We start from the raw sequence: 25,374 nt of genomic DNA, 5'->3' as shown, positions 1-25,374 counted from the left end.
TAAAATGAAAAAACACTTCCTACGATTGGCGCATTACAACCAGTGGGCGAACAGACAGATTTACAATGCTGCAGGTCTACTGGACAAGGATGATTATTTCGCGGATCGCCGAGCCTATTTCAAATCGATGCACGGCACTTTGAATCACCTGCTGGCAGTCGACAAACTATGGTTTGGCCGGTTTACGGGTGATCTCTATGCCCTCCCATCCTATGACGTCATTCTGCATGACAATTTCCATGAATTACAGGCTGTTCGTGCTGCATTCGATGATCATATTATCGCGGTTGTCGAGGCTATTAACGAAGCCGATATTGTCGCTCCATTTCGCTGGATCATGATAAATGGAGAGCCATATACCTCGACTTTGGATCGTTGTCTGACACAGATTTTTAATCATCAGACTCATCACCGTGGTCAGGCTCATACGTTGCTTTCCCAATTAACGGGTGATGCGCCAGCTTTGGACTTCTTCTTTTGCATGAATGATGATTTCAATGAAAGTATTGAAGCATGAGACGCGCTATCGGTCACGATCATTCCGGACATTTTCGCGGGACTCCATTCGACACGATAGTGCTGGCACATGATGAACGACACTTGCGCCGCAAGGTGCTCACCTTGCAAAAAGGTGAGCAGATTTTGGTGGATCTTCCGGAAGCTGTACTTTTTGGCCATGGAGACGTTCTGGTCCTTGAAGATGGTGGCTTGGCGGAGATTATTGCTGCAGAAGAGGCGCTCTACGAAGTGCTGCCACGAAGTCGTCAGCATCTGACGGAGCTGGCTTGGCACTTAGGTAATCGTCATCTGCCTGCGCAGTTGGAAGAGGGAAGAATTCTTATTCTAAAGGACCATGTGATCAAAACAATGTTGGAGGGATTGGGCGCGCGTGTGAGTGAGATTACTGCACAGTTTCAGCCACTGCGGGGTGCCTATCACAATGGTCACGATCACGATCATCATTCACATGAGTCGCACCACCATCATGATTGAAAATATAGCATTGCTTCGCTTGATGACGTGGCTCTCGCCGGCCTTTCCGGTGGGGGCCTTCTCGTATAGTCACGGCATCGAACAGGCAATTCACCAAGGTGTAATTTGCAACAAGCAAAGTTTGAAGGATTGGCTTTTAGATATTCTTGAAGAAGGCTCCGGGTGGAGTGATGCGATCCTGTTTGCGGAAAGCCATCGTTGCTCTCAAATTCAAGATGACTTTGCAGTACTAGCCGAGTTGGCTGAAGCACTTGCCGGATCGCGCGAAAGGCACATGGAAACCATGTTGCAAGGCGAAGCGTTCTTGTCGGCTGTGCAGGCTTGGCCTAACCCTGTTTTGGAAAAGCTGCCTGCCCGGGTTGCCAGCCCAATTGCAGTAGGTGCTGTAGCCGGCGCGCATGGTATTGATCTGGAAGCTGGGCTTTGTGCTTATCTGCACGGGTTCATTTCAAATCTGATCCAAGGGGCGGTGAGGCTTGTTCCTTTAGGGCAGCGTGATGGTGTCGCGATACTTGCAGAACTGGAAGAGCGCATACAAGCTTGCGCAAGGAAGGCGACCAGATCATCCATAGATCAGCTCGGCACTTGTGCCATCATTTCCGACATCGTGGCGATGCGTCATGAAACACAATATTCCAGGGTTTTCAGATCATGATTTCCAAAAATGGTCCACTGCGCGTCGGTATTGGCGGCCCCGTGGGGTCGGGCAAGACAACCGTCACTGAAATGCTTTGCAAAGCTATGCGTGATCGCTATTCGCTGGCTGTGGTCACAAACGATATTTACACCAAGGAAGACGCCTTGATCCTCAACAGGCTGCAGGCGCTCCCTGAAGATCGGATTATGGGCGTGGAAACCGGTGGCTGTCCGCATACGGCGATCCGCGAGGACGCAACGATCAATCTGCAGGCGATTGCTGCCATGAACAAGCTGCATCCTGATCTTGATATCGTCTTCATAGAGTCCGGTGGGGATAATCTCGCGGCCACATTCTCACCAGACCTCGCAGATTTGACGCTCTATGTGATATCGGTTTGCCAAGGTGAGAAAATACCGCGCAAAGGAGGTCCGGGCATTACCCGCTCTGATCTTTTAATCGTCAATAAGAAAGATCTGGCACCCTATGTAGGAGCTGATCTTGATGTTATGGCCAGCGATACCAAGATTCAGCGCGGGGCAAAGCCGTTTGTTTTCACAGACATGCTGCGACGCGATGGCCTTCAGGAAGTTGTCTCATTTATTGAGACCACTGGAGGATTGCGGCATCGCGATTCCGCAATTTAGTTAGTTGGCACCAGATAGCTTCAATTTGAAATGGGCAGAAAAATCACCTTCCCACCACATGGGGAAGTTGGTCCCCCATTTGTTGTTGTGAATATTGAAACGAATGCCGTCTTTGAAATCGGGAAGCGTTTTGCAGAAAGTCATAAAGTCCCAACTCTGAGGCGCGACAAGAGGGGTGTCCAGAGGCTCAATCACGAGTGACAGGTTGGAGGCGAGATGACTACGAACTGCAGATACAGCCTGCAGTTGCGCGCCCCCACCCTGTGCGAAGTTTTCCGACTTATGCCACAGCCCCATTTTAAGCAATTCCCACTGTCCCGAGCCTTCCGGAGTAATTGAAAGGAAGCTGGCTTCGGGCATGCGATTTGCGCTCTTGCCATGTAGGCTCAGGCAAAAATTCAATGATCCTTCACAGATTGAGAATTGCAGTGAAACTTGAGCGGGTGCTCCATACATTTCAACAGCTTCATCCGGCATTGTCATGACAACGCCAGATGAACCGATACTTTTCAAAATGGGGAGAAAGACTTTGGAAAGAGCGGCCCCTGATCGGGCAAGGCCAGGTTTGTCGTGATCGAGAATGGCCCACTCTTCTCGATGAGTAAGATAGGTGTCCATATGCCGATTGATGTCGTCAGCGTCATAGCTTTCATATCGATAGGCAATCAAGGAACCGGAACGCCCCGACAAAACGACTCCACCAGGATCAGTGACTGTGATGATGTCCCCTGTGTCCGGAGCAATTTCCATGTGCCAGCCATCAAACTCAAGCGTTGAATGCTTGCCGGTGGAGGTTTCAATCTTGGGCGTTGACAAGGCTGTGAGCGCTTTATCTGCCGCAGTTCTATCTTTTCCGTTCAACTCCGTTAGTGCATCATCAAGATAAGCTCGTTGCTCGGCCCATGATGCCTCAGTGTAAACGAAACGAAAATCATCTTTACGTGCTGTCTCAAAATCAGGCTTGGACCACGCGGTTTCATCGCGAAGATAGGATTTGATATCGACGCCGCAAGTATGCTCGGCAACCATCGCAAGCTTGCGCCCAAACGTCAGTCGTTGTGTTGTCAGTCCATCACGGGCCATATCATCATAGATGCTTTGAAGCCTGAGAAACCTTGACGTTTTTATGGGGTCTGCGGCACTGCCATGTATCCAGCTGTCACCCAGTTCCATTTCAACAATCGGGAAGTTGTCTTTTATGTCCCAAAGAAGGGTCCCATAATCATCAAGGGTGGAGGCTTGAATAATTGCTTTTGGATGTTGTTTATGGATCGAACGATAGGCTTCCGCGGTCTGTGAGACACTCTGTGGTCCGATGTTATCGTTTGTATGGGCAAAGCTCAGACCATCGATGAGGCCAGCGGGAAAACAAGTCTCGCCATAGGATCGCTGGTACATAACAACCACGTCTTCGCCGCTCGGTGCACGCCAACGAAAAACGTCCGGCACGTCAGGTGGTGGGGAAGCTGTGTTGACACCTATGTGCAGAAAGCGGATGCCCGCTTCGGCGAGGAGAGGCACAATGCCCAGTGTATGGCCGGGCACATCAGTCATCTTTGCCGCGGTAGTTCGTTTTCCGAAGCGACCATCAAGTTCCTGCGAGTAAGACAATCCGGCCCTGAAAAGATTTGCCGACATGAGTTCTGAGTGTGTTGTGAAAGGCAAGCCATGCCAACGGATCAATCCGCGATCAATTGCCTGTTCGAGTCTTCTTATTTCAAAAGGTGAACCCGTGTTGAGATAGTCCCAGATCAACCATGCTCCCGTTGTCCAAATGAACTTTGGTCGGTCAGGGTTTTCTGTGTAGAAATGCTCGCCTGTTTCGATTGCTTGAGGAATGAATCGTTCGTGATACTGGCGGCGAACTTTCTCGGCATGGTCTGTAAAACCAATGTCGAGGTGGGTCTTGAATATGAGATGGATGCGGGGCTCTGTCATTTGCAGTTTAGTCAACCGACAGTGCCGCGAACGACGAGACGGGTGGTCAATGTCTCCACAAGAGGCGCGGAGTCCGGTGCCTTAAGACGCCTTAGGATCAGCCGCACCAATGCACGCACGCGATCTTCCAGATCGATACGGACGGTCGTCAGATTATAGCTTTTCCAGTTTGACTGCGGGATATCATCAAATCCGATGACTTTGACATCGCCGGGAACAGAGAGTTGAAGATCGTGCCGCAAAGCATCAATGACGCCAAAAGCGCCAACGTCGTTTGATGCAAAGACAGCATCAGCACCATTGCCCACTCTGAACAGGTCTAATGTCGCCCTGTAAGCGGTGTCGTAGGTGAAATCCCCCGGTACAATCACCGGAGCCGCGAGACCATGTGCTGCAAGAACCTGTGTAATCATTCTTTGGCGTTCGGTATTTGCCAGCGATTGCTGCTTCCCGCTCAGATAAGCAACACGGTTGACGCCATATCCCTTCAAGAGTGCAACAGCTTGCTCAATACCTTCTTTTTGCTGCACAAACAGCCGGTCAAAAAGACTGGAGGTGGTCATTCCACCAAATGGCTCGGCATCATCATAGATGACATAGATGGGGACTGCGCGATCGAGAAAACCGGTAAGGATGTCAGGCTCTATATTTTCCGTGAATGCGATAACCGAGTCCGGATTGAAACCTCGCATGTACGTCAGCAGCATGGGATCCATACTGAAGTCTGACTTTGCCTTAAACAGCAAAGTTGCAAATCCTTCTGCCTGAAGGGCTGTAGTCAAGGCGTCAATTTCCTGGCTCTCCCAAGGGCTGCACACGTCGGGAACAATCATCGCGACAAGGTGCGAGCGTTTGGTCACAAGTGCTCGTGCGGCCATGTCGGGAGTGTAATTCAACTCCCGAGCGACTTGCAGGATCAATTCACGCTTTTCCTGTTTGAGAGATGCATTGGGATTAAAGGCACGAGAAACAGCCACCCGCGATACATTAGCCTCACGAGCCACCAAGTCGGCAGTGGCTCGGGGAAGTTTCTTATCGGTACGAAGAACCATAGCTGCTCTGCCAAAAAAATGAAAACGTGTTCACTATTAGTGCGCTGCCAAGGCTGCAATAGTCAATAGAAAATGAAATAAATGCTGGCATATACAAGATGTATGTATTCCAATTTTGAAACTACTGTTGACAAAAATGAAAGCGTGTTCATTCTAATGGAGAGTGAGCGGGCTGGCCGGAGGAGGGTTGGGCCTTCTACTGATAATGTTATGGAGCCGGTCCGTCATTACCGGAACATCTGGGAGGAGTTTCAATGCGTACGATTATTTCGTCTTTATTATTCGGTATGTCCGCAATGATTGCATCGCCTACCACTGTTCTGGCTGCGACCGATCTCAACATTACGTGCCGCTGCGTCATCGGTGGCGTGAACAGCGGAATGGCGGAATGGATTCAAGACAAAGTTATCCCGGCCTTTACCGAGAAAATGAAAGCCAACGGGAAGGAAGTTGTCGTCAAACTGACGCAGTTTGGCGGTGAGGACGAGCAATTGGCTCAACAGTTGGCCTTGGATTTCTCAACTCAATCGGGGCCGGACGTCGCCAATTTCGACGGTTTTCTCATACCCAGTTTCGTGCAAGGCGGTCTGTTGAAATCGTTGGACGAAGTTGCAGGAGCAGAGGTCAACAACTGGGAGGGTTGGAGCCATATACCGGAAGGTTTGAAGGCGCTGATGAGCTATCAGGGTAAGCCATATGGCATTGCTCTGAGCACGGATGCACGAATGATCTTTGTTCGTAAGGATGTATTCAATAAAGCTGGACTTGACGCAGATAATTGGCAGCCGAAGTCGTGGGACGAAATCCTTGATGCAGCAAAAAAGATCAAGGAAGCAGACCCTTCATCATTCCCTTTACAAATCAACGCGGGCGTTTCAATGGGTGAGGCCACTGCAATGCAGGGCTATTGGATGGCGCTACTTGGTACAGGTGAACAGGTCACGGATGACAGTGGCAAATATATTGTGTCCAGCCAGGGGATTCTGGACACGCTGAAGCTTTATAAAACCATCTATGTTGACGAAAAGCTCGGTGACCAGCGCGCACAGCTTCTGGCAGATGGCCGCAATCGGACATTCGCCAATTTTCGCGATGGAAAAACCGCGATGCTCATTGAGAGTGACTGGTTCTATCGTTCAGTGACCAAACCCGGAGCGGAATTTGCTGTCGCGGACCGGGACAATGTGATGGCATGGAAAAAGATGCCGTCGATACAGCCCGGAAAAGGGTTGCGCGGGCAAGATTTCGTGACGGTTTCCGGTGGTACAGGCTTTGTGATTAACCCGCATTCAGATACACCGAAAGAGGCGTGGGAACTGCTTTCATTCATGAACAGCAAGGATCAGCTCACGGCATTTCAGGAAATTCAACCGGCAATCCGTATACGCGATGACGTTGCCATTCCCAATTCTCCGTTCCTGACCGAGACCGCAAAAACCTTGCTGCCCATCACGACCGCACGGCCTAATGACGGTAATTACAATAAGGTCTCCACTGAAATACAGCGAATGACCGAGAGTGTGGTTTCAGGCGAGCTTTCGCCAGAGAATGCAATGGAGCAATACAAGGCTGCTGTGATCGCCATTGTGGGCGAAGAAAATACGGTTTCACATTGACGAGGGCTTTATCCACGAAACGGCATCGCGTCGGGACACGCAGATGAAGACATTCTCACTGCTCTCTAATAGAGCCGGCGCATTGTTTCTCGCTCCAGCGGCTGCACTGATTGGCGTGTTTGTAATCATCCCATTCTTCTGGGTCATAGTTGTCTCGTTTACGAACAGGACTTTGCTTGGCAGCACAGCGCTGAATCCCGACTTTGTGGGATTTCAAAACTACATCGCCCTGTTCAATCCATTAACGTTCTTTTCCCGTGGGCAGTTCGGCTTCTCATTGATATTGACCACTCAGTTTGTGCTGTTGTCAGCTTTGGTCGGCCAGGCACTGCTGGGATTGATACTGGCCTGGTTGAGTCAAACTGTCTCGCCCAAGATAAAGTCCTTCCTGCAGACCGCAGTAATTGCCGCATGGATATTGCCAGAAGTTGTTATTGGATTTGCCTGGTTCGCATTTCTGGATTTTGACAATGGTACGCTGAATATGATCCTGCGAGGGCTTGGTTTGCCACCGGGTGATTGGTTGCTGCAAAATCCGTTCTGGGTGATTGTAGTATTCAATACTTGGCGCGGTGCGGCATTCTCCATGATGCTGTTCAACTCGGCATTCCAATCAATTCCGCCGAGTTATTTTCAGGCAGCTGACGTCGCCGGTGCCAGTTCATTGCAAAAGCTGCGCGACATAGCGCTGCCGCTGATCAAGGGCCATGTGGTTACTGATCTTATCCTGATTACCATGTGGACGTTCAATGTGTTTACGCCATTCCTTTTGACCAATGGCGGACCATCATATCGAACAGAATTGCTGTCTATCTACACTTACCGGATTGCTTTCAAAGATTTTGAGTTCGGAAAGGGCGCTGCTGTTGGGGTTATCATAATGCTCATCAATCTGGCATTCGCACTGGTTTATCTGCGGATGGCGCGTAAAAAACCGGCGGAGGCAGATTGATGCAAGTGCCTGTACAAGTATACGTCCGGCGTATGGGCTTTTCAGCGATAGCCGCCATTCTTGGTGTGGTGTTCGCTCTGCCATTGATCTGGTTTATCTCCGCTCCATTCAATGCGCGTGCAGAACTTGGCCTCGCGATCCCCCAAGCGTTCAGCATCTCCAATTTTTCGGCGGTCTTTCAAAACACGTTTGCCATGCGAGCCTTGTTGAATAGTCTCATTCAGGCATTTGGCGGTGTGATATTGGTTGGGGTCTCGGCAACTTTGGCTGCCTATGCTCTCTCCCGCTCGTCGATACCCGGAAAAAGTGCCGTTACTTATATCCTCCTCCTCTTCTCATCAGTCGTTTCCGGTTCCGCTGCAATGGTACCGATCTTTCTGATCATCTCGGCAGCTGGCCTCATCAATACGCATTTGGCGGTAATCCTCGTATTCGCTGGCGGATTATTGCCCACTGCAATGTTCATCCTGCGAGATTTCATTGATGCAATTCCCCGGTCTTATGAAGAAAGTGCGATGGTTGCGGGTGCATCGCCCCTTCAGGCATTCTTTGATGTGGCCTTGCCAGTCATCCGGCCGGGAATCGTTGTCGTGGTTGTATGGGCGTTTGTGAACATTTGGGGAAGTTTCCTTATCCCGTTCATTCTCCTGCGTAGTGACAATTTGATGCCTGCATCCGTTGCGATCTACTCATTCTATTCGGAAGCTGGCACGCCTGTGGTTACCTTGCTCGCTGCTTACTCATTGATCTACTCCTTGCCTGTCATCGCACTTTATCTTTTCGTGAACTGGAAGTTCGGTTTCCGGTTCTTCGGTGGCATCAAATCTTAAACGGATAATCAATCTTATGGCCTCTGTGGAATTTCAGAATGTCTCCAAGAGCTTCGGTACTTTCAATGCAGTACCCGATATCAGTTTCAATATAGCGGATGGTGAGTTTGTCTGCCTGCTCGGGCCGTCAGGCTGTGGCAAGACTACAAGCTTGCGCATGATCGCAGGGCTTGAAACGCCTACTTCCGGCAAAGTGTTGATCGGCGGGAAAGATGTAACCAATCTGCACCCGAAAGATCGGCAAATCTCGATGGTTTTTCAGGATTATGCGCTTTACCCACATATGAATCTTGCAGACAATATTGCTTATCCACTCAAGGTCCGGGGCAAAGGCGAAGCCGAGCGTCATGCCCGTGCGAAAGAAGTGGCGGACGTTCTCAAAATTGGTGATCTGCTGAAGCGTTTGCCAAGCCAAATTTCAGGAGGGCAGCAACAGCGAACGTCGCTTGCACGTGCACTTGTTTATCCCAGTCAGGTCTATTTGTTTGACGAGCCGCTTTCCAATCTTGACGCCAAGCTTCGTCTTGAGGCACGTGGTTTTCTTAATCATCTGCAGCGGGATATTGGCATGACTGCAGTGTATGTCACGCATGATCAAGCGGAAGCCATGGCCCTGGCAACACGTGTGGCAGTGATGGATAAGGGGCGTATCGCCCAATTTGCCCCACCGCTTGAAATCTACCGTCGGCCTGCAACAACCTTTGTCGCCAATTTTGTAGGTAATCCTCCCATGAATCTCATTTCGATCAGGGTAGAAGTCGCAGAGAACAAATTGCAGGTCCACGCCGACGGTATCAAAGTAGAAGGGTTGACCGTGTACAGCCACATTGCGGAAGCAGCCAAGGCAAAGGCGATGACATTGGGCGTGCGACCCGAGCATCTGCGCATCGCTCATACCGGAGATATCAATGTTATCTCCGGGACACTTTTCGCAAATGAAAACATGGGTCCTGAAAGCCTGGTTACGATAGAGCGACCTGATGGCAATCGGGTGACAGCCCGTATTTTCACGGATGATGTAATCAAGACCGGCGATATTGTTGAGTTTTCGTTTGACGAGCAGCATATTACGCTCTTCGATAGCACTGGTTTGCGGGTTCCAGCGCTTGGCGAAATCGACTGAAATGCAGGACTGCTCAGGGCAAAATCTGAAATCGCTTGACGACTCAGCCAGACTCAGGTGAATTTACGCTTTAATCTCTAAAATTGGATTTTAAGCGTGTATGTTGTCTCCAACTGAAAAAGACCCGAGCCACCGTACAGGAAAGCGTGTTCGCTCACTGACGCGGCTGGTCGAAGCGGATGCTGATCTGCTTAGCGCCCAGTTGCAGGAGCTGAGGTCTCGCGCCTTTCCACCTACGGCAGAGAAGGAACTTAGAAAGTTCACTTCTGGCGAAGCTGCTCGTTTGATCGGTATTACCGATGCCTATATCCGACATCTATCGTTGGCGGGCGAAGGCCCTGAAGCGGAAAAGACATCTGGTGGGCGTCGGCTGTATTCGCTGGAACAGGTTCATGAGATACGGCGATATCTAGCCAAGTCCAAAAAGAGCTATCTGCCTTCTCGTCAAGGTAACGAGCATATGCAGGTCATTGCCGTAACCAATTTCAAGGGTGGTTCAGGCAAAACCACGACAGCTGCTCATGTTGCGCAATATTTCGCTATGAGAGGCTATCGTACACTGGCAATCGATCTCGATCCGCAGGCGTCATTGTCGGCGTTGTTCGGCATTCAGCCGGAGTTTGATCTGGAAGACAATGACACGATTTACGGCGCTATCCGCTATGATGATCAACAGCGGCCGCTGTCTGATATTATCCGAAAAACCTACTTTGCTGGCCTCGACATCATTCCGGGTAACCTTGAGCTACAGGAATTTGAACACGATACGCCGCGCATTCTGGCGGAGAAGCGTAGGGGCACCGAACGGCTTTTCTTTTCTCGTATAGCAAATGCGCTCGCTACTGTGGATGATCGTTACGACATCGTTGTTTTGGATTGCCCTCCATCACTGGGATTCTTGACATTATCGGCCCTTTGCGCGGCGCGTAGTGTGCTTGTAACCATTCATCCGCAAATGCTTGATGTGGCTTCAATGTCGCAGTTCCTGCATATGACTGCCGGTCTCCTTGATGTCGTGGAGCAAGCTGGCGGTGATGCTGATTACGATTTTTTCCGTTACGTTGTGACGCGATATGAACCGAGCGACGGTCCTCAAGGCCAAATTGTCGGCTTGCTGAAGAGTCTTTTCGGCGAGCGCGTTTTAACAAACGCCCTGCTCAAATCTACTGCAATCTCAGACGCTGGTCTAACAAAGCAGACGCTGTACGAAGTTGGCCGGGAATATTTCACCCGCGCTACCTATGACAGGGCTATCGAGGCGCTGGATGCGGTTAATCTCGAAATCGAAGAGCTGGTACGCGACGCGTGGGGGAGGGCTCCATGAATAAGCGCAGGGATGCTCTAAAAGCTATGATGACGCCTATCAATGATGCGTCGCATACCGAACACAGACATACCAAGCCTCCTCAAAAATCCGGCTCGCTCAAGGCTATGGGCTTGTCGCTGCAAAGCCTGTCAGATGATGCAGATGAAGCACAGGCATTACGTGAGCAAATATCTGCCGGTGAACATGTTGTTCAAATCGAGCCTGACCTAATTGACGCGTCATTCATCCGGGATCGGCTTGACGATATCAACACCGATGATTTCAGTGAATTCAAGGCTAGTATAGAGGAACATGGCCAACAGGTCCCAATCCTTGTGCGGCCCCATCCTCAGGATGATCGCCGTTATCAGGTGGCCTATGGGCATAGGCGGCTTGCAGCATTGCGGGCAATAGGCAGGCCGGTCAAGGCGATTGTCCGCAATCTTTCCGATGAGGATTTGATCGTTGCGCAAGGTAAGGAAAACCTTGAGCGAAAGGATTTGTCCTTTATCGAACGGGCATTGTTCGCGGCGAAACTGGAGGCGCATGGCATTGAGCGAAACGCCCTCATTGCGGCTTTAGCGGTTCATAAAGGCAATTTGTCGACAATGATTGCCGTGGCAAACTCCCTGCCGGAAGATTTGATCCAGGTCATAGGCCCAGCCCCCAAGGTTGGCCGACCCCGTTGGGAACAACTTTCACAATTACTACAGGAAGACGACACTCCCTGGAGAGAGAGAGTTGATCTGGAACGATTACTCCAGATCGATAGCGATGCCCGTTTTGCCCTGATACTGAAGAGCCTGATGCCTCGGCAATATGGACCTTATATCTACCCGCTGAAATCGAAAGAAGGGCTATCCTATGCCCAGATTGAACAAGCAAACGGCAAGACGAAAGTAACTATTGATGAAGCCCTGACACCTGAGTTCGGGCACTATCTAATAACGCACTTGCCTGAAATCTACGCTGCATATCTTCGCGGCGAAAAGAGTGAACCGCGTATTCGACAACTCTAACTGGAGAGAGATCACAAAAGAAAAGGCCCCCGAAACAGACGTCACGGAAGCCCTCTCAAAGTCTAAGCAGCTTGAGAATCGCATTTCCGAGAATCACTGTCAAGCGTTAAGCGCCGTTTCGGTGAGCGGATTTCTTTTGCCTGATCAAAGGGTGAAAGCAATGAATAGGGAAATGACGACGACGCCCTTTGGGCGGCGGCCAATGTCGTATGCCATGTTGGATGCGCAAACAGAGGCCCGAGCAACTGATGCTCATTTGATCGCCGACAAATGGAAGCTTTTTCGTATGATTACGGAAGCCAAGCCTTTATTGGGTGTTTCCGATCGTGCGCTGGCAGTACTGCATGCATTGCTCAGCTTCCACAAAAAGAACGAGCTGGATAGCACCAATAATCTCATCGTTTTCCCCTCAAACAGAGAATTGTCGCTGCGTTGCCACGGCATGGCACCAGTTACTTTGCGCAGGCATCTGGCCTCCTTGGTCGAGGCAGGAATGATCATCCGCCGCGATAGTCCTAACGGCAAGCGGTATGTACGACGCGACCAGGAAGGTGAGGTAAAGACCGCATTCGGTTTTGATTTGATACCTCTGGTGATGAAGGCAGCCGAATATGAGGAGCTTGCTGCGACAATCCGCGCTGAAGATCTGGCAAAACGCCTATTGCGGGAGCAGGTCAGCCTTCATCGCCGTGACATAGCAAAGATGATCATTTTTGCCGAGGAAGAAGCTCTTGACGGTCCATGGAATTCACTGATGGAGCGGTTCACGCCCTTAGCCCGCCCATTGTTGAGGAGCTTTGACAAGCGAGGACTGGAAACGCTGGCGGATGCCCTTGGCGAGTTACGTGTTGAAGTAGAGAAACTATTGGAATCACACAATAATTCCAATAAAACAAACGCCAGTGACGTTCAAAATGACCGGCATATACAGAATCAAAACCCAGACTCTAATTTTGCATTTGAACCCGGCTTTAGACAAGCCAAGGGAGCAGCGAACCAGTACAATCCTGACTGGCATGATGACGCCATTAAAGCAGATGACCCTGCAGTATCTGTAAGGCAGACACACAAATCACCAAAAACATTTCCACTTGGTCTCGTCCTGAAAGCCTGCCCGGATATAATCAATTATGCACTCCGCAGGATAGATAGTTGGCCCGATCTTGTGCAAACCGCGAACCTGGTTCGGGTAACTCTCGGGATTAGTCCTGATGCCTGGAACCAAGCCGTTGAGGTTTTTGGACCCAATGAAGCGGCAACTGTTGTTTCGGCAATCCTGCAAAAAGGTGAGGATATTTTGAGTCCTGGCGGATATTTACGTGCTCTGACTGACAAGGCTAGAGAGGGATCATTCTCCTCGGGGCCATTGCTTATGGGATTACTTCGCGCCAGCCAGATCAAACATGATGCTGAAGCCGGATGACTTTTGATTGCGCACTCTTTTGTTACCGACAAATGATCGACGTGTCCGCAATCGGCATGTTAAGCCACCACTATAATGACGATGTAATGGGCATAGAATATTTATGAGCAGGCTTGACAGTTTTATTCGCCGGATGACGGCACAACGCGACATTCTCAATCATATTTGTGATGCTGTGAAAGAACTGGAGGGACCGGTAATCGAGCTCGGGCTGGGCAATGGCCGCACTTATGATCACCTCCGCGAAAGATTTCCTGATCGCCGGATTATTGCTTTTGATCGCGCAGTTGGTTCTCATAAGAGTTCCACACCCAACCCCGAAGATCTCGTCATTGGCGAGATTCGCGACACTGCACAGAAATTCACTGGTATAGGCGCTGCACTTGTTCATGCGGATATCGGTACTGGCTATGACGATAAGGATGCGGTGACGTTGACATGGTTGCCAGAATTGGCGGCCGGTCTTTTGTCGTCACATGGTATTGTCGCCAGCGGTTTGGAATTGGACCATCCTGCACTGGCGCGGTTGCCGCTTCCTGCGAGTGTGAAGCCCGGCCGTTATTTCTTATATCGCCGAATTGAATAGTAGTATGTCAAACTGAGGTTCATTGAATGGCAGAGCTGAAACCTTGATCGCCTCGATGCTACCATCGCGAAATATCAGGCAATCCTCATAAAAGCCGGCCAGATATTGTATGAAAGCGATCGATTGATCCTCACCGTAATATACAGGTGAAAACTCCATATAGACGGGGACATTGCTTGTTAATAAGGTCCGCATGGATTTGCATGCGACTGGTTCATATCCCTCTATATCCATCCAGATCAGTCCAATCTGCTGCAAGGATACATTTGTATCGTATAGAATCTCCTCTACTGGTCTTACAGGTACGGTGATTTTTCGATCTGAATTGCTTTTGCGTGTTGTGCTGCTTTTGCCATGATTATTCTGGTGTTGAAAGAAGTCAATTTCACCCTCCGTGTCTCCCGCTGCGCAGTTTACCAGAAGCACCTTATCTTTCAGCCCGTTCTGAGTGATATTCAGCTTCAACAATTCGAAGTTACGGGGATCAGCTTCGATGCTGACGATCTGTGAGAATGACTGCGAAAGCGCAAAATAGATCGTTTGCGTCCCGATGTTTCCGCCTATTTCAAGCAAAGTGCTTCCATCAATCAGAAGCTTCCTTTCCTGAAGAATTGAAAGTAACCGGTCAACGTGATCCCGCTCGAAGTTGCCCTTCCGGAACACTTTTTTTCCGATGTAGTCACGGGGTGAAACTGTCATGACATGATCCCCGCAATTGATCGTCATGTTCGTGACTCTGGGGCCAATTATATTGACCAACAACTTGCGCCCGTACCGCGTATCAAAGAAGCGGGCGATAGTATCGTATCTCCATTGCTCAAAGCGCCGAAGCCATCTGTTTTTCATGTGAAGTGAGCGCTCATTTCCTGAGTAACAACATAAATCCTGAGCGGCTCGGCGCGCCCCCTCACGGTTATTTCCCGGCTTTCCAGCAACGTAGTATCAGATCCTGCTTTAACTATGGTTGGCTCCGACACGACCAGCGCAACATCAAGTTCCTTCGCAATTGTTTCCAGACGGCTTGCAACGTTAACAGTGTCTCCAATCGCGGTGAGGCTCTTTACGTTGCCATAGCCCATTGCCCCGACAATCGCCGGACCGGAGTGCACACCTATTGCGACACGCAGCGGCATGGCGAGATCAGTTGCAAGCTCTTGACTTAAACGGTCTATTTCACGAACAATTGTTGCGCATGCTTTGAGAGCTTGCCGGCTGGCATCTTCCGATGACCCCTGCAGCCCAAACAAGGCCATTGCACCATCTCCAATAAACTTGTCCAAGCGGCCGCCCGCCCGTTCAACGGCCTGGCCTACGATGGCAAAGTATCTGTTAAGCAGGAACACCACGTCATAAGGCAGTTGGGCTTCGGTCAGGGTGGTGAAATTGCGTATATCGCAGAAGAGAATGACAATTTCCTGCTCACGGCCCGGATTAGTTTGCTGGCTGTTTGCGGGCAGATTGCTTTCCACAGTGGGCACAAGCAAGGGTACTATGCTGATACTATTCAAAGGTCGAAGCTGACAGGCAAGGCGAACATCTGGATCTGCGTTGATACGGTTCAATGTTGCTTGCTCGGTTGCATCCGGCCTCAATAATGTATCCCCCCCTTCTACTACTTGGACGCGGCATGTCGAGCAGCGGCCTTTGCCACCGCACACGGCGTAGTGAGGAACGCCACCAAGCCGGCTCGCTTCAAGGACGCTGAACCCACGCGGAACACGAACAAGCTGACCTTCCGGATAACGAATTTCGATCTGGTCGGAACGTTCACGCCAACTGCGAACAAGTCGCAAGGTCAGGACGCTCAAAAGACTAGTGGCAAAAACGCCATAGAGCATGAGTTTAATTATCATCAGCTGCTGCAGCGCCGCGTTACTAACAAATGTACTTCCATGCGCAATCCCCGAAGAGTAGCCGCTGCCATAACTCGATTGTACCGGTTCGCTTGCAAGAATACGGCCCGTATAGGCAAAACCTAAAAGGCTGAGAACCGGCAGCAAAATTGCCAATGTAAGGAAGAACGGAGCAGCCCGCGAGTACCAGTCACGGTACCGCAACCAGAAATGTATTCCAATGCATCCATGAGCCCATACTACAAGCAATGCCAGTGTCTGTCTGATAGCACTACCTGGAGAATCGACCCACAGGCTGCGAATGACAAACTCATATGTATCGTGCAGGCCCGCCACTTCGTATCGGATGCGTGTTCCAATTATATGTTCAATCAGTAAAACGGGGATGAGCAATCCCAGTATGATCTGGCTTGCCTCACGCATGGGCATGACCAGTGTTCGGCGCACATAAAGTGCTCTCATGATCAATGTCACATGTACAATTGCTGCGCCGTAGAAAAGAAATGTCCCGACCGGGTTTCTCCAAATGGCAAGAAACCAATGACGACCCTCTTCCGCGGCCTTTAGCGAGATCAAATTGAGTGAATGATTAGCCAGATGTAGCATGACAAAAACGAGCATGATCAAACCTGAGATCAAGCGTAGTCTGCGCAATGACCGTTCGGAACTGACTTTACTAGCGGCGAAAGCTGTCATGAAATCCGTAGAAATTTCTGTCATGTTAGCTTAGTTGAGCGGTTGTGATTTGGCGAGTGGACAATGTGCTCACTTGCCGGGCAAAAACGGCAAGACGAAGCCAGTCTTGATGGATATTTGTTTTAAAGTTGATGCGACTCTGGTCCAGTGGGCACAATCTATTGTGCGGCTTCCAATCTTCCCGCATGGTGGTCTACGTTTTATTGTCAGGCTATATCGCTTTCGCAGATGCACATTGCTTTTTATGCCCCGTTGAAATCGCCAAACCATCCTGTCCCCTCTGGTGATCGTGAGATGGCGCGACTGTTGATCCGCGCGATGCAAAGTGCGGGACATAAAGTCGAGCTGGTCTCTGAGCTCAGAAGCTTTTCCAAAACGCCAGAAGGGCCTGTTCAAAAAGAGATTCATAATAGTGCTGCACGGGAACGTGCACGCATAGCTAAATTATGGCAGACCGTCGTAAAACCTGATCTGTGGTTCACCTATCACACTTATTACAAGGCCCCCGATCTGCTCGGCCCCGATTTGGCATCAATGTTTGAACTTCCTTATGTTACGGCTGAGGCCTCCTATTCCAAAAGCCGCGATGGCGGGGAGTGGAAAGAGCAGCAATCATATGTCGTTGCGGGTCTCCGACAAGCCGCATTGAATATTTGCTTCACGCAACGGGACGAAATTGGTCTTCAAGAAATCGTATCCAATGAACGTTTGGGAAGATTGGCCCCGTTTATTGATGTTGCAGCCTTCTCGGCAGATCCGACGCCGGTTCATTCCAATCAATTTGTTACCGTCGCAATGATGAGACCGGGTGACAAACTGGATAGCTACCGGATGCTCGCAGCTTCATTGGCGCAGTTGGAGCACATACCTTGGACCCTGAGAATCGTGGGAGATGGCCCCAGCAAGGCTGAGGTACAGGCGTGTTTTGACCAGATCGGCAATCGCATTGAATGGTTGGGGCAAAAACAATCACAAGAAGTTATGGAAATACTTTACGGTTCTGGTGTCTACATCTGGCCGGGATTTGGTGAAGCATATGGAATTGCTTATCTTGAAGCGCAGGCGGCGGGGCTGCCCGTCGTAGCACAGGAGGTGGCCGGTGTTCCGGAGGTCGTAAAGAATGGTATTACAGGAATTCTTACACCAGTGAATGACGTGTCTGCCTTCAGCCGTGCAATAGAACAATTATGCGCGAACAGCGAGGGGCGCTTTGGTATGGGCAAGGCTGCGAGGGAGTTTGTTTTTGCAGAACGTTCTCTTGAACAAGCGTCACGGCGGTTGGCTTGGCTGCTCGAAAAATATGTGAGACGAGATCAATGACCGAAGATGTCATTTGGCAACCACTGCGCGATGAACTCTCGCGTTGGATAAATGTCAGTCGGAGCGTGCAATTCTGGCTGCGTGACGATGATGCCGTTCAACCAACGACAGCTCTGCAACGCTTGCTAAAGCTTGGTAAAGAACATGGGGTGCCGACGTTGCTGGCTGTCATACCCGCACTGGCGGGTGATGGATTGGCTGACAGACTGAAATCGGAGCAACTAATCACGATTGGTGTGCATGGTTGGTCACATGTAAATCATGCTCATAACGGAGAGAAAAAGCAGGAACTTGGACCCCATCGACCACTACAATCGGTTCTTGCCGAGCTTGAGGAGGGGAGAAATTGCATAGAGAAATTATTCCCGCAACGAGCTTTGCCGATACTCGTTCCGCCATGGAATCGTATTGATGGTTCGTTGCTGCCTCATTTACGCGGCCTGGGATTTGCAGCACTTTCGGTATTTGGACCGCCAAAAGAAATCCAAACCAGTCATATCCCCGTTGTGAACACGCATGTTGACTTGATGGATTGGCACGGCACGCGAGGCTGTCGAAACTACGGGGATTTGGTAGCTGATATTGTGCGGGAGATGCGTGACCGGTTTAGCGGAGAAGACAGCACTATCGGCATTCTTGCTCATCATCTTGTACATGATGAAGCGGCTTGGGTTTTTCTGCAAAAACTTTTCGAAATTACCGTTCATACGGGAGGATGCCGTTGGGTATCCGCCCGCGAGTTGATCTAGAGCAAGTTTTGCTTATATAGGGTCATTCTGTGGGATGGAATTCGCGGGCAAGGTCGAGGGATTTGGCGAGGCCGATGTTTGTCCATCGGACGATGATAAAACCCGAAGGATTTGGCCCGAATTCACCCGGCCCTTCGGGTTTCTGGCTAACGGCCAACCACTTTGTCAGGCAGCATCGTCCGATGGATAAACATCGACCTCGCTACCTTCCGCGTGGATTGTCTCGTCATCCACGAAACAGAATGGCTCTATATAAACAAAATTTGCTCTAGAGGTCTATGACTTGAAAGTCACGGGCTGCGAATGTTCCATCAAAGCGCAGCCTTGCAAGCCGTTCGAACTCGTCAATCTCATCATCAGTTCGCGACGGGGCATGATGGAACAATGCCAGTTTGCCGATTTTGGCGGCTTCTGCCAATTTTACCCCATGTTGCCATGTTGAGTGACCATAGCCAAAGCGTCGCGGCATCTCGTCTTCAGTATAGGTACAATCATAGACAACCAGATCGGCATCCTTGATGAGGCCAAGAACTGCAGGATCCAATTCGCCTGCGATATGTTCGGTGTCAAAAATCAGCGCGAGGACACGGCCCGCCCACTCGATTCTATAACCGACGCAGCCACCGGGATGATTTAGCTTATCGGTGCGTATTACGACGTTCTCAAACGGGGTAAGTACGTCCCCTGTACGGAAATCCTGAAAGTTCAGGCATGCTTGGCAAATATCCGATTCTATCGGGAACCACGGTGGACGCATAAACTGCTTCACCATTTGACCGGTCGTCATCTGTCCAGCCAAATGTCCCGACCAAAGACGAACACTCATCATGGGGTTGTAAAGCGGCGTGAAATACGGAAGACCAATGATATGGTCGTAATGGCAGTGCGTATAAATGATGTCGAGTTGCTCGACACCTTCGCGCGACAAAGCCTCGCCGGCTTGGCGTACGCCAGAACCGGTATCAAAAATCAGTCGCCGCTTTCCGCATTGAACCTCGATGCACGCGGTATTTCCACCATACCGTATGAACTCTGGTCCCGAAACCGCAACACTGCCGCGTGTCCCCCAGAATTTCACCCGAAATACTTGGTCGTTCATTATGCTTTTTACACCTGGTTCCCCATTTTGGGGATATCGTAGTCAAAGTGCGATCGTTATGCGAGGCTTGTATTCCTTTTTATTGACAGGCTACGCATTAAAAATTCGCTTCTGTTGATATGTAGGAAATAGCAACTTGCTTTTTAAGGTTTATGACAATTAACCAATACGATTAGATTAGTGATCACTAGAGCAAATTTTGTTTATATAGAGCCAATTCTGTTTCTCGGATGACGAGACAATCCACACGGAAGGTAGCAAAGTCGATGTTTACCGATTGGACTAGCTGCCTGACAAAGTGGTTGACTGTCAGCTGGAAACCCGTAAGGGCAGGGGAGTTCGGGCCAAATCCATCAGGCTTTAGTCTCGTCCGATGGGGAAACATCGGCCTCACCAAATCCTTCGACCTTGTCTGCGAATTCTCTCCGGCAGAATGACTCTATATAAACAAAACTTGCTCTAGAACGGCTCGCTCATGTCTTCTTCGAAGTTTCCTCGTATCGCCGTTATAGCAGATGCACATTTCCACGACCTTTATGGCGATTATGACTTCGAGGGAATTGAAGTAGACGGCCGCAAGATGATCGCTCGGCGCCTGACGGACACGATCCGGTCTACCCGCGTGTTCAACGAGAGTTATCATGCATTGCGAGGTGCTCTGGATGATGTTGTGACCCGTGGAATCAAACTTGTCATTTTACTTGGTGATTATTCGGATGATGGCCAAGTAGGAACACTGTCTGCGCTGAGAGAAATTCTCGGTTGTTATAGCAAAGATCATGGGCTGATCTTCATCGCAACCATCGGAAATCACGACATCTTTGGTATAGCCGGACGCCATCACGCAAAGCGGTTCCTAAACGCTAATGGCACCTATACCACGGTTGCCAGCGATAGCGAGTTTGTCGACGAGGATGCTGAGGCAATGGTCTTCAGCGATAAAATGTACTGCCAAGGGTACCCCGAAGGCTTGCAAGCAATGCCTGATCTTGGATTCTTCGCGCCGTCAGATGCCATACATTGGGAAACACCATTTGGAAACAGCAGTGATCCCGCTTCCCGCCGCCATAAGGTGCGGTCGGCGGACGGCCTCAACCAGTATGAGCTGATGGATGCTTCTTATCTGATCGAACCATTGCCAAATCTCTGGTTGTTGATGATTGATGCCAATGTATTCGAACCTCGCATAGGCGCCTTCTCAGACAATGATCCTGCAGCATTCATTGATAGTACCGATGCTGGCTGGAACTCGATGCTTGTACACAAGCCTTTCATTCTCCAATGGATGAAAGATGTTGCGAAAAGAGCCAAGCTAGAGGGTAAAACGCTCTTGGCATTTTCCCACTATCCAATGATCGATATGATGAATGGGACGAATGAAGATGAACATTCATTGCTTGGAGCAACTAGTTCGACGAGGAGAACCCCTTCGCTGGCAGTAGCGGATGCAGTGATTGATACCGGCACTTCCATACATTTCAGTGGTCATCTCCATGTCAATGACACAGCGAGTATCACGAACAGCAAGGGAACTTTGACGAATGTGGGCGTCCCATCGCTTGTTGCCTTTCCACCTGCCTTCAAGATTTTAACGATTGAAGACAATGAAATTAACGTAGAGACCATATCATTGGATGGTCTTACGATAGATACCAGGATCAATACGCAGTATCGGACCGAGATTGCCGTTACAAAGAAGAATGTAGGGGCCATGCTGGACGCTACCAGTTATGGAGAATTTCTTTCGGCTCATGTGGACCAGCTGGTAATCCATCGTTATCTGAAAAGGGAGTGGCCTGCCAAACTCGCGCAGGCAGTCAAACTGTTGACACTTGGCGATCTACTTGTGTTGGCCCGATCTGAGAAAGCAATAAGTTTGGATGATATTGTTCAGACACTGAGAATGGACCGGGCTCATTCCGCTATGGCGAGTATGGGCTTGGAGGGAATGGATACCATCTCCGTTCTTGATTTGCTTGGGGATTGGTATCGCTTGCGCATGGGTAGCGAGATGGCGTTGGATTGGATATCAACAAAGAGATTGGTGATGTATCGCAGACTGATCGAAGCCTATGCATCTGAAGGAGTAGAAGGGAGTGAGGCCAGGCAAATGTTCGCGACAATCTTCCGGATGATGGCTTCATACATGGCTGGATTACCGTCGCGAAACTTCTCTGTTTCTCTTGCGACAGGTCAGATAAAAATCTTTTAAAGCTCTCTCTTATTTTGCCGCGTGCTGCTTTTGTTTGCTACGCGCTTCACTGAGCTCGGTTGTTGTATGGCTCAGGCGATCCGCAAGAACCCGCATGATTTCAATGGTCATCTCGGGATAATCGCTCAAGAGTTTGATAAAATGGTCCTTGCTTATGCGCAGGGCTTCAAGCGGTGAGTTGGCCTTGACCGTAGCGGTACGGGAGACATCGCAAAGAATAGCAATTTCACCGACAATTGAATCGTGCTCGATCTCAGCGACCTTTATTTCTCCGCTCGGGCTATCAGCAAGAATATCAGCCGCGCCGGACAGGATCACGTATGCCGCATCTGCGGGATCGCCTTGGTTGAACAATATCTGGCCGGACTTATAGCTCACGCGCTCCGAAGTAAATGCGAGAAGTTTCAGCTTTGCGGGAGCAACTCCCGAAAACAATGGCACTCGTCGCAACATTTCCACTTCGTCTTTAAGCAGCATATGCGTAGCATCCCCTGTGGCCATCATCGGATTTTATGAAGCCAATTGTTTAAATACACCGTTTTTCTGCAGAAGAGTAGCATGTGTTCCGTCCTCCACCAGTGCCCCATTGTCAAATACTACAACTCGATCGAATAATTTGGCGAGGCCAGTGTTTGAAAGTACCCAAATGATGGATGGGGAATGACCTTCTTCGTGAAGGTTTTCCATGATGTTATGCGTGATCTTGTCTTGAACGCGTTGGTCAAGCGCGGGAAGAGGGCGGTTGAAAATCAAATAGTCAGATCGCTTGAGCAAAGCTCTTGCCACATTCAGTTTTTGCCGCTGTACATTGGTAAGGCGTTTGCCGCCTGAACCCACATCAAAATCAAGACCGATAGAAAGGACGCTTTCAAAGAGTTCGAGCTTGTTGAAGATGTCCCGCATGATATCGCGGAGTTTGTCCGAGCCATCCGCTTGTGCAAAACCAATTCTGCCAAAAAGCACATTATCCAGCAAAGTTGCTGAGGAAATAAACTTTTTAGGATCGTATCGTTCGATAACGCCCTTGAGGTCGTCGGGCAAATTCTGATGGAAACGAGCTCGCGCGTCCACGATCTTGGCCATGAGTTCATCGTTCAACAGACCAAAACGGTGCCTCGGTTCAATGTATGAGAAGCTCAATCGGATGATGTTGGAGCGCTCTTCCGGCGATGCAGCTTCGATGCCACGACCTTGCAATTTTTGCAGGAGTATCTGGTAAGCGGGAATATCATCCGCAGTCATGAATGTAAGTTGCTGGAAAAACGGATGATCCGGCGGCAAATCCTGGAAGAGTTCAACGGCATTCGATGCAATTTCCAGACCCATGAGATACAAATCGATGTAAAGGTCATTCTCCCTTAGCACTGAGCGGAAATAGGGATGAGCTGCCAGCTTTCTGTTGGTCATCATTGGGCGTTTCATCGTCCCGAACAATAGATTCTCCCCAATAGTCGCTTGCGGATTATACTCTTTCAGCTTGAACGGCACCACAAGGTCATCGAGGTCCTCTTTCTTCAGCCTTTTGCGAAGCGCTTCGCGAAGCTCGACGATTCTGTCAGTAAGATCGCTGTGGGTGGCTGTATTGACCAACGACCGCAGCGCCATATCCTGAATATCCTGCGAAATCATCACAGCATCAAGAACAGGACGAACCACTTTGAAAAGATCGTCGGGGCCGGTAACGCCTGCAGAAGTGTAATCCACCCAGTCGCTGTTCAGATCTAGCTCCGGATTACCCGCACGGCGTGCCTCATTCAGGTTCCATTTATACTTGACCGCTTGCGCACCCTCATACTCAATCTTGGTCAATGGAGCATGCTTAAGTCCGTAAAGAAGATTGTCCCGCAATGTTCCGTGGAAGAAGTAGGTGTCGGACGCAGCATAAGCGATCCGGCGACCTGTTACCGATTCCGGGAGTTCGAGCAAGTCTGCTCCGTCAATGGTAATACGCCCTTGGTCCGGCCAAACCAATCGGGCAAAAGCTTCGGCAAGTGCCTCCGCGCCGCTGCCACTATTGCCAATGATTGCGACGGTTTCAGACGGTTTGATTTCTACCGAAATATGATTGAGCAGCGGCGCGCCACTGTCGTCGGATACTGTCAGATTCACTGCATGCAAGGAATGCTCAAGTCGGTTTGTTGCAGCAGGTGCCAAGGCTTGAATCTTGGGATCAACCAGGCGGTCCACATTGAACTGCTCAACGACCTGCGCATATTTTACCTGCACATCCTGTCGTGCCTGATCCCAATCGATCAGCTCTTTCAACGGGCCGGGCAAATCCTTGTACGCGTTGATCACAGCTACCAGCTGACCGATGTCGAGCCTCCCCTGCAGCGCCAGAACACCACCCACCGAATAGAACAGAAATGGAGTGACCTGCGCCAGGAAATTATTGATGAACTTGACCAGGAATTTCCATTGATAAAGGTCGTAACGGATCGAAAAAATCAGTCCGAGACGTGATGCTATGTCGGCCCGTTCATAGTTTGATGTATCATTGCCATGGATAGCACCGATCCCCTCGACAATCTCGCCTACGCGGCCGGAGAGTTCCCGTGCTGTCAACTGGCGCTGTCTTCCAAGCTCAAGCAAACGCTTGCGCATGCGTGGGATAATGACACCTTGTATGGCGACAATTGCAGCAGCTATCATACCCAGCCAGAAATTCTGCATGATGATGAAAACCAGAGCTGTCAGAGCCTGGCCGCCGAGCAAAGCGGGCTGCACAAACGCATCACCTGTGAAGCCACCCATTGGTTCGACTTCATCCTTGATCATGGTAGCGATTTCCGCCGATTTTACCCGCTTGAACTGGGACGGTGGAAAACGGAGCACACGATCAATGAGTTCGAAGCGTATCCGGCGCAGCATACGCTCGCCGAGGCGGCCCTTATAGGTATTGATGTAGAGTTTGAAGAGGCCGTTTATGATCACCAGGAGCAGAAACACAAGGCTGAGTGCCATGAGCATTTCAAAACGGGTCAGCTCCAGTCCATTGAAGAATGTGACTTCACCCATATAAGGAATATTGAAGCGGATGCGCATGAAAGTTTGCGTAGCGCCGGGAGATTCAAAACCTGTCCCTTGTATGGGCCCGTTGACAATCTGCTTTGGCAGATCGAACGACAGGAAATAGGGGACCATCGAAACGGCTACAACAATCAGAATCCATATCTGCTGCAGTCGTGTATTCGACCAGATATAGCGTGTTAAACTTTTTTCCATGAACAACCGTGGGCTGTGACGTCAGCAGTAATTTATATCGTGAAACAGGTGAGGCGGTGAAGGGACCTTATTGGTTGAATCACCTGAACTTACATCAT

Annotated in this window: 22 protein-coding genes; 15 read left to right on the top strand and 7 right to left on the bottom strand. The window is 50.0% G+C overall.

Going from position 1 to position 25,374, the window contains the following annotated elements; all coding sequences use genetic code 11:
* Positions 1 to 4: 4 nt before the first annotated feature.
* From PMI41_RS01440 to ureG, 4 genes are read left to right on the top strand one after another with little or no spacing between them, the layout of a single operon-like run.
* Positions 5 to 517 carry a DinB family protein gene (locus PMI41_RS01440; RefSeq protein ID WP_008121007.1) on the top strand — a complete coding sequence of 171 codons (513 nt, stop codon included), beginning with the start codon at positions 5 to 7 and terminating at the stop codon, positions 515 to 517.
* Positions 514 to 993, top strand: coding sequence for an urease accessory protein UreE (locus PMI41_RS01435; RefSeq protein WP_008121005.1), 480 nt, complete (start codon positions 514 to 516; stop codon positions 991 to 993). Before PMI41_RS01440 ends, PMI41_RS01435 begins: the two co-directional genes overlap by 4 nt.
* The gene (locus PMI41_RS01430; RefSeq protein WP_008121004.1) at positions 941 to 1,648 is read left to right on the top strand and encodes an urease accessory protein UreF; all 708 of its coding nucleotides are present in this window, start codon (positions 941 to 943) and stop codon (positions 1,646 to 1,648) included. The genes PMI41_RS01435 and PMI41_RS01430 overlap by 53 nt, the downstream gene beginning before the upstream one ends.
* The gene (gene ureG, locus PMI41_RS01425; protein WP_008121001.1) at positions 1,645 to 2,277 is read left to right on the top strand and encodes an urease accessory protein UreG; all 633 of its coding nucleotides are present in this window, start codon (positions 1,645 to 1,647) and stop codon (positions 2,275 to 2,277) included. Before PMI41_RS01430 ends, ureG begins: the two co-directional genes overlap by 4 nt.
* Here ureG and PMI41_RS01420 read toward each other — a convergent pair whose 3' ends face one another.
* Positions 2,278 to 4,215, bottom strand: coding sequence for a DUF5054 domain-containing protein (locus PMI41_RS01420; protein WP_008120999.1), 1,938 nt, complete (start codon positions 4,213 to 4,215; stop codon positions 2,278 to 2,280).
* A gap of 11 nt (positions 4,216 to 4,226) precedes the next feature.
* Positions 4,227 to 5,267 (bottom strand): LacI family DNA-binding transcriptional regulator, encoded by a 1,041-nt coding sequence (locus PMI41_RS01415; protein ID WP_008120996.1) that lies wholly within the window; start codon positions 5,265 to 5,267, stop codon positions 4,227 to 4,229.
* A 254-nt stretch (positions 5,268 to 5,521) separates the two neighbouring features.
* Here PMI41_RS01415 and PMI41_RS01410 point away from each other — a divergent pair, with 254 nt between their 5' ends.
* From PMI41_RS01410 to PMI41_RS01375, 8 genes are all read left to right on the top strand, one after another.
* The gene (locus PMI41_RS01410) at positions 5,522 to 6,883 is read left to right on the top strand and encodes an extracellular solute-binding protein (protein ID WP_008120994.1); all 1,362 of its coding nucleotides are present in this window, start codon (positions 5,522 to 5,524) and stop codon (positions 6,881 to 6,883) included.
* Positions 6,884 to 6,926: 43 nt separating this feature from the next.
* On the top strand, positions 6,927 to 7,835 hold the full coding sequence (locus PMI41_RS01405; RefSeq protein ID WP_008120992.1) for a sugar ABC transporter permease: 909 nt from the start codon (positions 6,927 to 6,929) through the stop codon (positions 7,833 to 7,835).
* A complete protein-coding gene (locus PMI41_RS01400; protein WP_008120990.1) occupies positions 7,835 to 8,665 on the top strand; it encodes a carbohydrate ABC transporter permease in 831 nt (276 codons plus the stop codon). Before PMI41_RS01405 ends, PMI41_RS01400 begins: the two co-directional genes overlap by 1 nt.
* A 16-nt stretch (positions 8,666 to 8,681) precedes the next feature.
* Complete coding sequence (locus PMI41_RS01395) at positions 8,682 to 9,788, top strand: ABC transporter ATP-binding protein (protein ID WP_008120989.1); 1,107 nt, start codon at positions 8,682 to 8,684, stop codon at positions 9,786 to 9,788.
* Positions 9,789 to 9,888: 100 nt separating this feature from the next.
* Positions 9,889 to 11,112, top strand: coding sequence for a plasmid partitioning protein RepA (gene repA / locus PMI41_RS01390; protein WP_008120987.1), 1,224 nt, complete (start codon positions 9,889 to 9,891; stop codon positions 11,110 to 11,112).
* Positions 11,109 to 12,113: a plasmid partitioning protein RepB gene (repB, locus tag PMI41_RS01385; RefSeq protein ID WP_008120984.1), complete on the top strand. Its 1,005-nt coding sequence runs from the start codon at positions 11,109 to 11,111 to the stop codon at positions 12,111 to 12,113. The genes repA and repB overlap by 4 nt, the downstream gene beginning before the upstream one ends.
* A gap of 172 nt (positions 12,114 to 12,285) precedes the next feature.
* Positions 12,286 to 13,536, top strand: a complete 1,251-nt coding sequence (gene repC, locus PMI41_RS01380) for a plasmid replication protein RepC (protein ID WP_052025809.1) — start codon at positions 12,286 to 12,288, stop codon at positions 13,534 to 13,536.
* A gap of 103 nt (positions 13,537 to 13,639) precedes the next feature.
* Entirely contained in the window at positions 13,640 to 14,122 is a 483-nt protein-coding gene (locus PMI41_RS01375; protein WP_008120980.1) for a class I SAM-dependent methyltransferase, read from the top strand.
* Here the strand turns inward: PMI41_RS01375 and PMI41_RS01370 are convergent.
* Positions 14,102 to 14,968, bottom strand: a complete 867-nt coding sequence (locus PMI41_RS01370) for an FkbM family methyltransferase (protein WP_008120978.1) — start codon at positions 14,966 to 14,968, stop codon at positions 14,102 to 14,104. The two genes, PMI41_RS01375 and PMI41_RS01370, sit on opposite strands and share 21 nt — an antisense overlap.
* Positions 14,965 to 16,671, bottom strand: a complete 1,707-nt coding sequence (locus PMI41_RS01365; protein WP_040853457.1) for an adenylate/guanylate cyclase domain-containing protein — start codon at positions 16,669 to 16,671, stop codon at positions 14,965 to 14,967. Before PMI41_RS01365 ends, PMI41_RS01370 begins: the two co-directional genes overlap by 4 nt.
* A gap of 228 nt (positions 16,672 to 16,899) precedes the next feature.
* On the opposite strand from PMI41_RS01365, the gene PMI41_RS01360 reads away from it, so the two are divergent.
* Together PMI41_RS01360 and PMI41_RS01355 are read left to right on the top strand one after the other, a co-directional pair.
* On the top strand, positions 16,900 to 17,991 hold the full coding sequence (locus tag PMI41_RS01360; RefSeq protein ID WP_008120975.1) for a glycosyltransferase family 4 protein: 1,092 nt from the start codon (positions 16,900 to 16,902) through the stop codon (positions 17,989 to 17,991).
* On the top strand, positions 17,988 to 18,740 hold the full coding sequence (locus tag PMI41_RS01355; protein WP_008120973.1) for a polysaccharide deacetylase family protein: 753 nt from the start codon (positions 17,988 to 17,990) through the stop codon (positions 18,738 to 18,740). Before PMI41_RS01360 ends, PMI41_RS01355 begins: the two co-directional genes overlap by 4 nt.
* A 268-nt stretch (positions 18,741 to 19,008) precedes the next feature.
* Here the strand turns inward: PMI41_RS01355 and PMI41_RS01350 are convergent, their stop codons facing one another.
* Positions 19,009 to 19,839 (bottom strand): MBL fold metallo-hydrolase, encoded by an 831-nt coding sequence (locus tag PMI41_RS01350; protein ID WP_008120971.1) that lies wholly within the window; start codon positions 19,837 to 19,839, stop codon positions 19,009 to 19,011.
* 475 nt (positions 19,840 to 20,314) lie between these two features.
* Between PMI41_RS01350 and PMI41_RS01345 the strand changes: the two genes are divergently transcribed.
* Positions 20,315 to 22,051, top strand: coding sequence for a metallophosphoesterase (locus tag PMI41_RS01345; protein ID WP_008120968.1), 1,737 nt, complete (start codon positions 20,315 to 20,317; stop codon positions 22,049 to 22,051).
* Between the two features lie 9 nt (positions 22,052 to 22,060).
* Here PMI41_RS01345 and PMI41_RS01340 read toward each other — a convergent pair whose 3' ends face one another.
* A complete protein-coding gene (locus PMI41_RS01340) occupies positions 22,061 to 22,528 on the bottom strand; it encodes a Crp/Fnr family transcriptional regulator (protein ID WP_008120965.1) in 468 nt (155 codons plus the stop codon).
* 33 nt (positions 22,529 to 22,561) lie between these two features.
* Positions 22,562 to 25,276 (bottom strand): ABC transporter ATP-binding protein, encoded by a 2,715-nt coding sequence (locus tag PMI41_RS01335; protein WP_008120963.1) that lies wholly within the window; start codon positions 25,274 to 25,276, stop codon positions 22,562 to 22,564.
* Between the last annotated feature and the right edge of the window lie 98 nt (positions 25,277 to 25,374).

Source organism: Phyllobacterium sp. YR531 (assembly GCF_000282595.1).
Lineage (GTDB): Bacteria > Pseudomonadota > Alphaproteobacteria > Rhizobiales > Rhizobiaceae > Phyllobacterium.
Note: the sequence above shows the minus strand (reverse complement) of the source record. Positions and strands in the feature narration are given on the sequence as shown.

Bases quoted from the DNA above. Each gene is read 5' to 3' on its own strand.
- PMI41_RS01355 (WP_008120973.1), top strand. From the start codon at position 17,988: ATGACCGAAGATGTCATTTGGCAACCACTGCGCGATGAACTCTCGCGT.
- PMI41_RS01365 (WP_040853457.1), bottom strand. From the start codon at position 16,671: ATGACAGCTTTCGCCGCTAGTAAAGTCAGTTCCGAACGGTCATTGCGC.
- PMI41_RS01430 (WP_008121004.1), top strand. From the start codon at position 941: ATGGTCACGATCACGATCATCATTCACATGAGTCGCACCACCATCATG.
- repA (WP_008120987.1), top strand. From the start codon at position 9,889: ATGTTGTCTCCAACTGAAAAAGACCCGAGCCACCGTACAGGAAAGCGT.
- repC (WP_052025809.1), top strand. From the start codon at position 12,286: ATGACGACGACGCCCTTTGGGCGGCGGCCAATGTCGTATGCCATGTTG.
- PMI41_RS01420 (WP_008120999.1), bottom strand. From the start codon at position 4,215: ATGACAGAGCCCCGCATCCATCTCATATTCAAGACCCACCTCGACATT.
- PMI41_RS01410 (WP_008120994.1), top strand. From the start codon at position 5,522: ATGCGTACGATTATTTCGTCTTTATTATTCGGTATGTCCGCAATGATT.
- repB (WP_008120984.1), top strand. From the start codon at position 11,109: ATGAATAAGCGCAGGGATGCTCTAAAAGCTATGATGACGCCTATCAAT.
- PMI41_RS01395 (WP_008120989.1), top strand. From the start codon at position 8,682: ATGGCCTCTGTGGAATTTCAGAATGTCTCCAAGAGCTTCGGTACTTTC.
- PMI41_RS01375 (WP_008120980.1), top strand. From the start codon at position 13,640: ATGAGCAGGCTTGACAGTTTTATTCGCCGGATGACGGCACAACGCGAC.
- PMI41_RS01415 (WP_008120996.1), bottom strand. From the start codon at position 5,267: ATGGTTCTTCGTACCGATAAGAAACTTCCCCGAGCCACTGCCGACTTG.
- PMI41_RS01435 (WP_008121005.1), top strand. From the start codon at position 514: ATGAGACGCGCTATCGGTCACGATCATTCCGGACATTTTCGCGGGACT.
- PMI41_RS01350 (WP_008120971.1), bottom strand. From the start codon at position 19,839: ATGAACGACCAAGTATTTCGGGTGAAATTCTGGGGGACACGCGGCAGT.
- PMI41_RS01440 (WP_008121007.1), top strand. From the start codon at position 5: ATGAAAAAACACTTCCTACGATTGGCGCATTACAACCAGTGGGCGAAC.
- ureG (WP_008121001.1), top strand. From the start codon at position 1,645: ATGATTTCCAAAAATGGTCCACTGCGCGTCGGTATTGGCGGCCCCGTG.
- PMI41_RS01345 (WP_008120968.1), top strand. From the start codon at position 20,315: ATGTCTTCTTCGAAGTTTCCTCGTATCGCCGTTATAGCAGATGCACAT.
- PMI41_RS01340 (WP_008120965.1), bottom strand. From the start codon at position 22,528: ATGCTGCTTAAAGACGAAGTGGAAATGTTGCGACGAGTGCCATTGTTT.
- PMI41_RS01400 (WP_008120990.1), top strand. From the start codon at position 7,835: ATGCAAGTGCCTGTACAAGTATACGTCCGGCGTATGGGCTTTTCAGCG.
- PMI41_RS01370 (WP_008120978.1), bottom strand. From the start codon at position 14,968: ATGAAAAACAGATGGCTTCGGCGCTTTGAGCAATGGAGATACGATACT.
- PMI41_RS01360 (WP_008120975.1), top strand. From the start codon at position 16,900: ATGCACATTGCTTTTTATGCCCCGTTGAAATCGCCAAACCATCCTGTC.
- PMI41_RS01335 (WP_008120963.1), bottom strand. From the start codon at position 25,276: ATGGAAAAAAGTTTAACACGCTATATCTGGTCGAATACACGACTGCAG.
- PMI41_RS01405 (WP_008120992.1), top strand. From the start codon at position 6,927: ATGAAGACATTCTCACTGCTCTCTAATAGAGCCGGCGCATTGTTTCTC.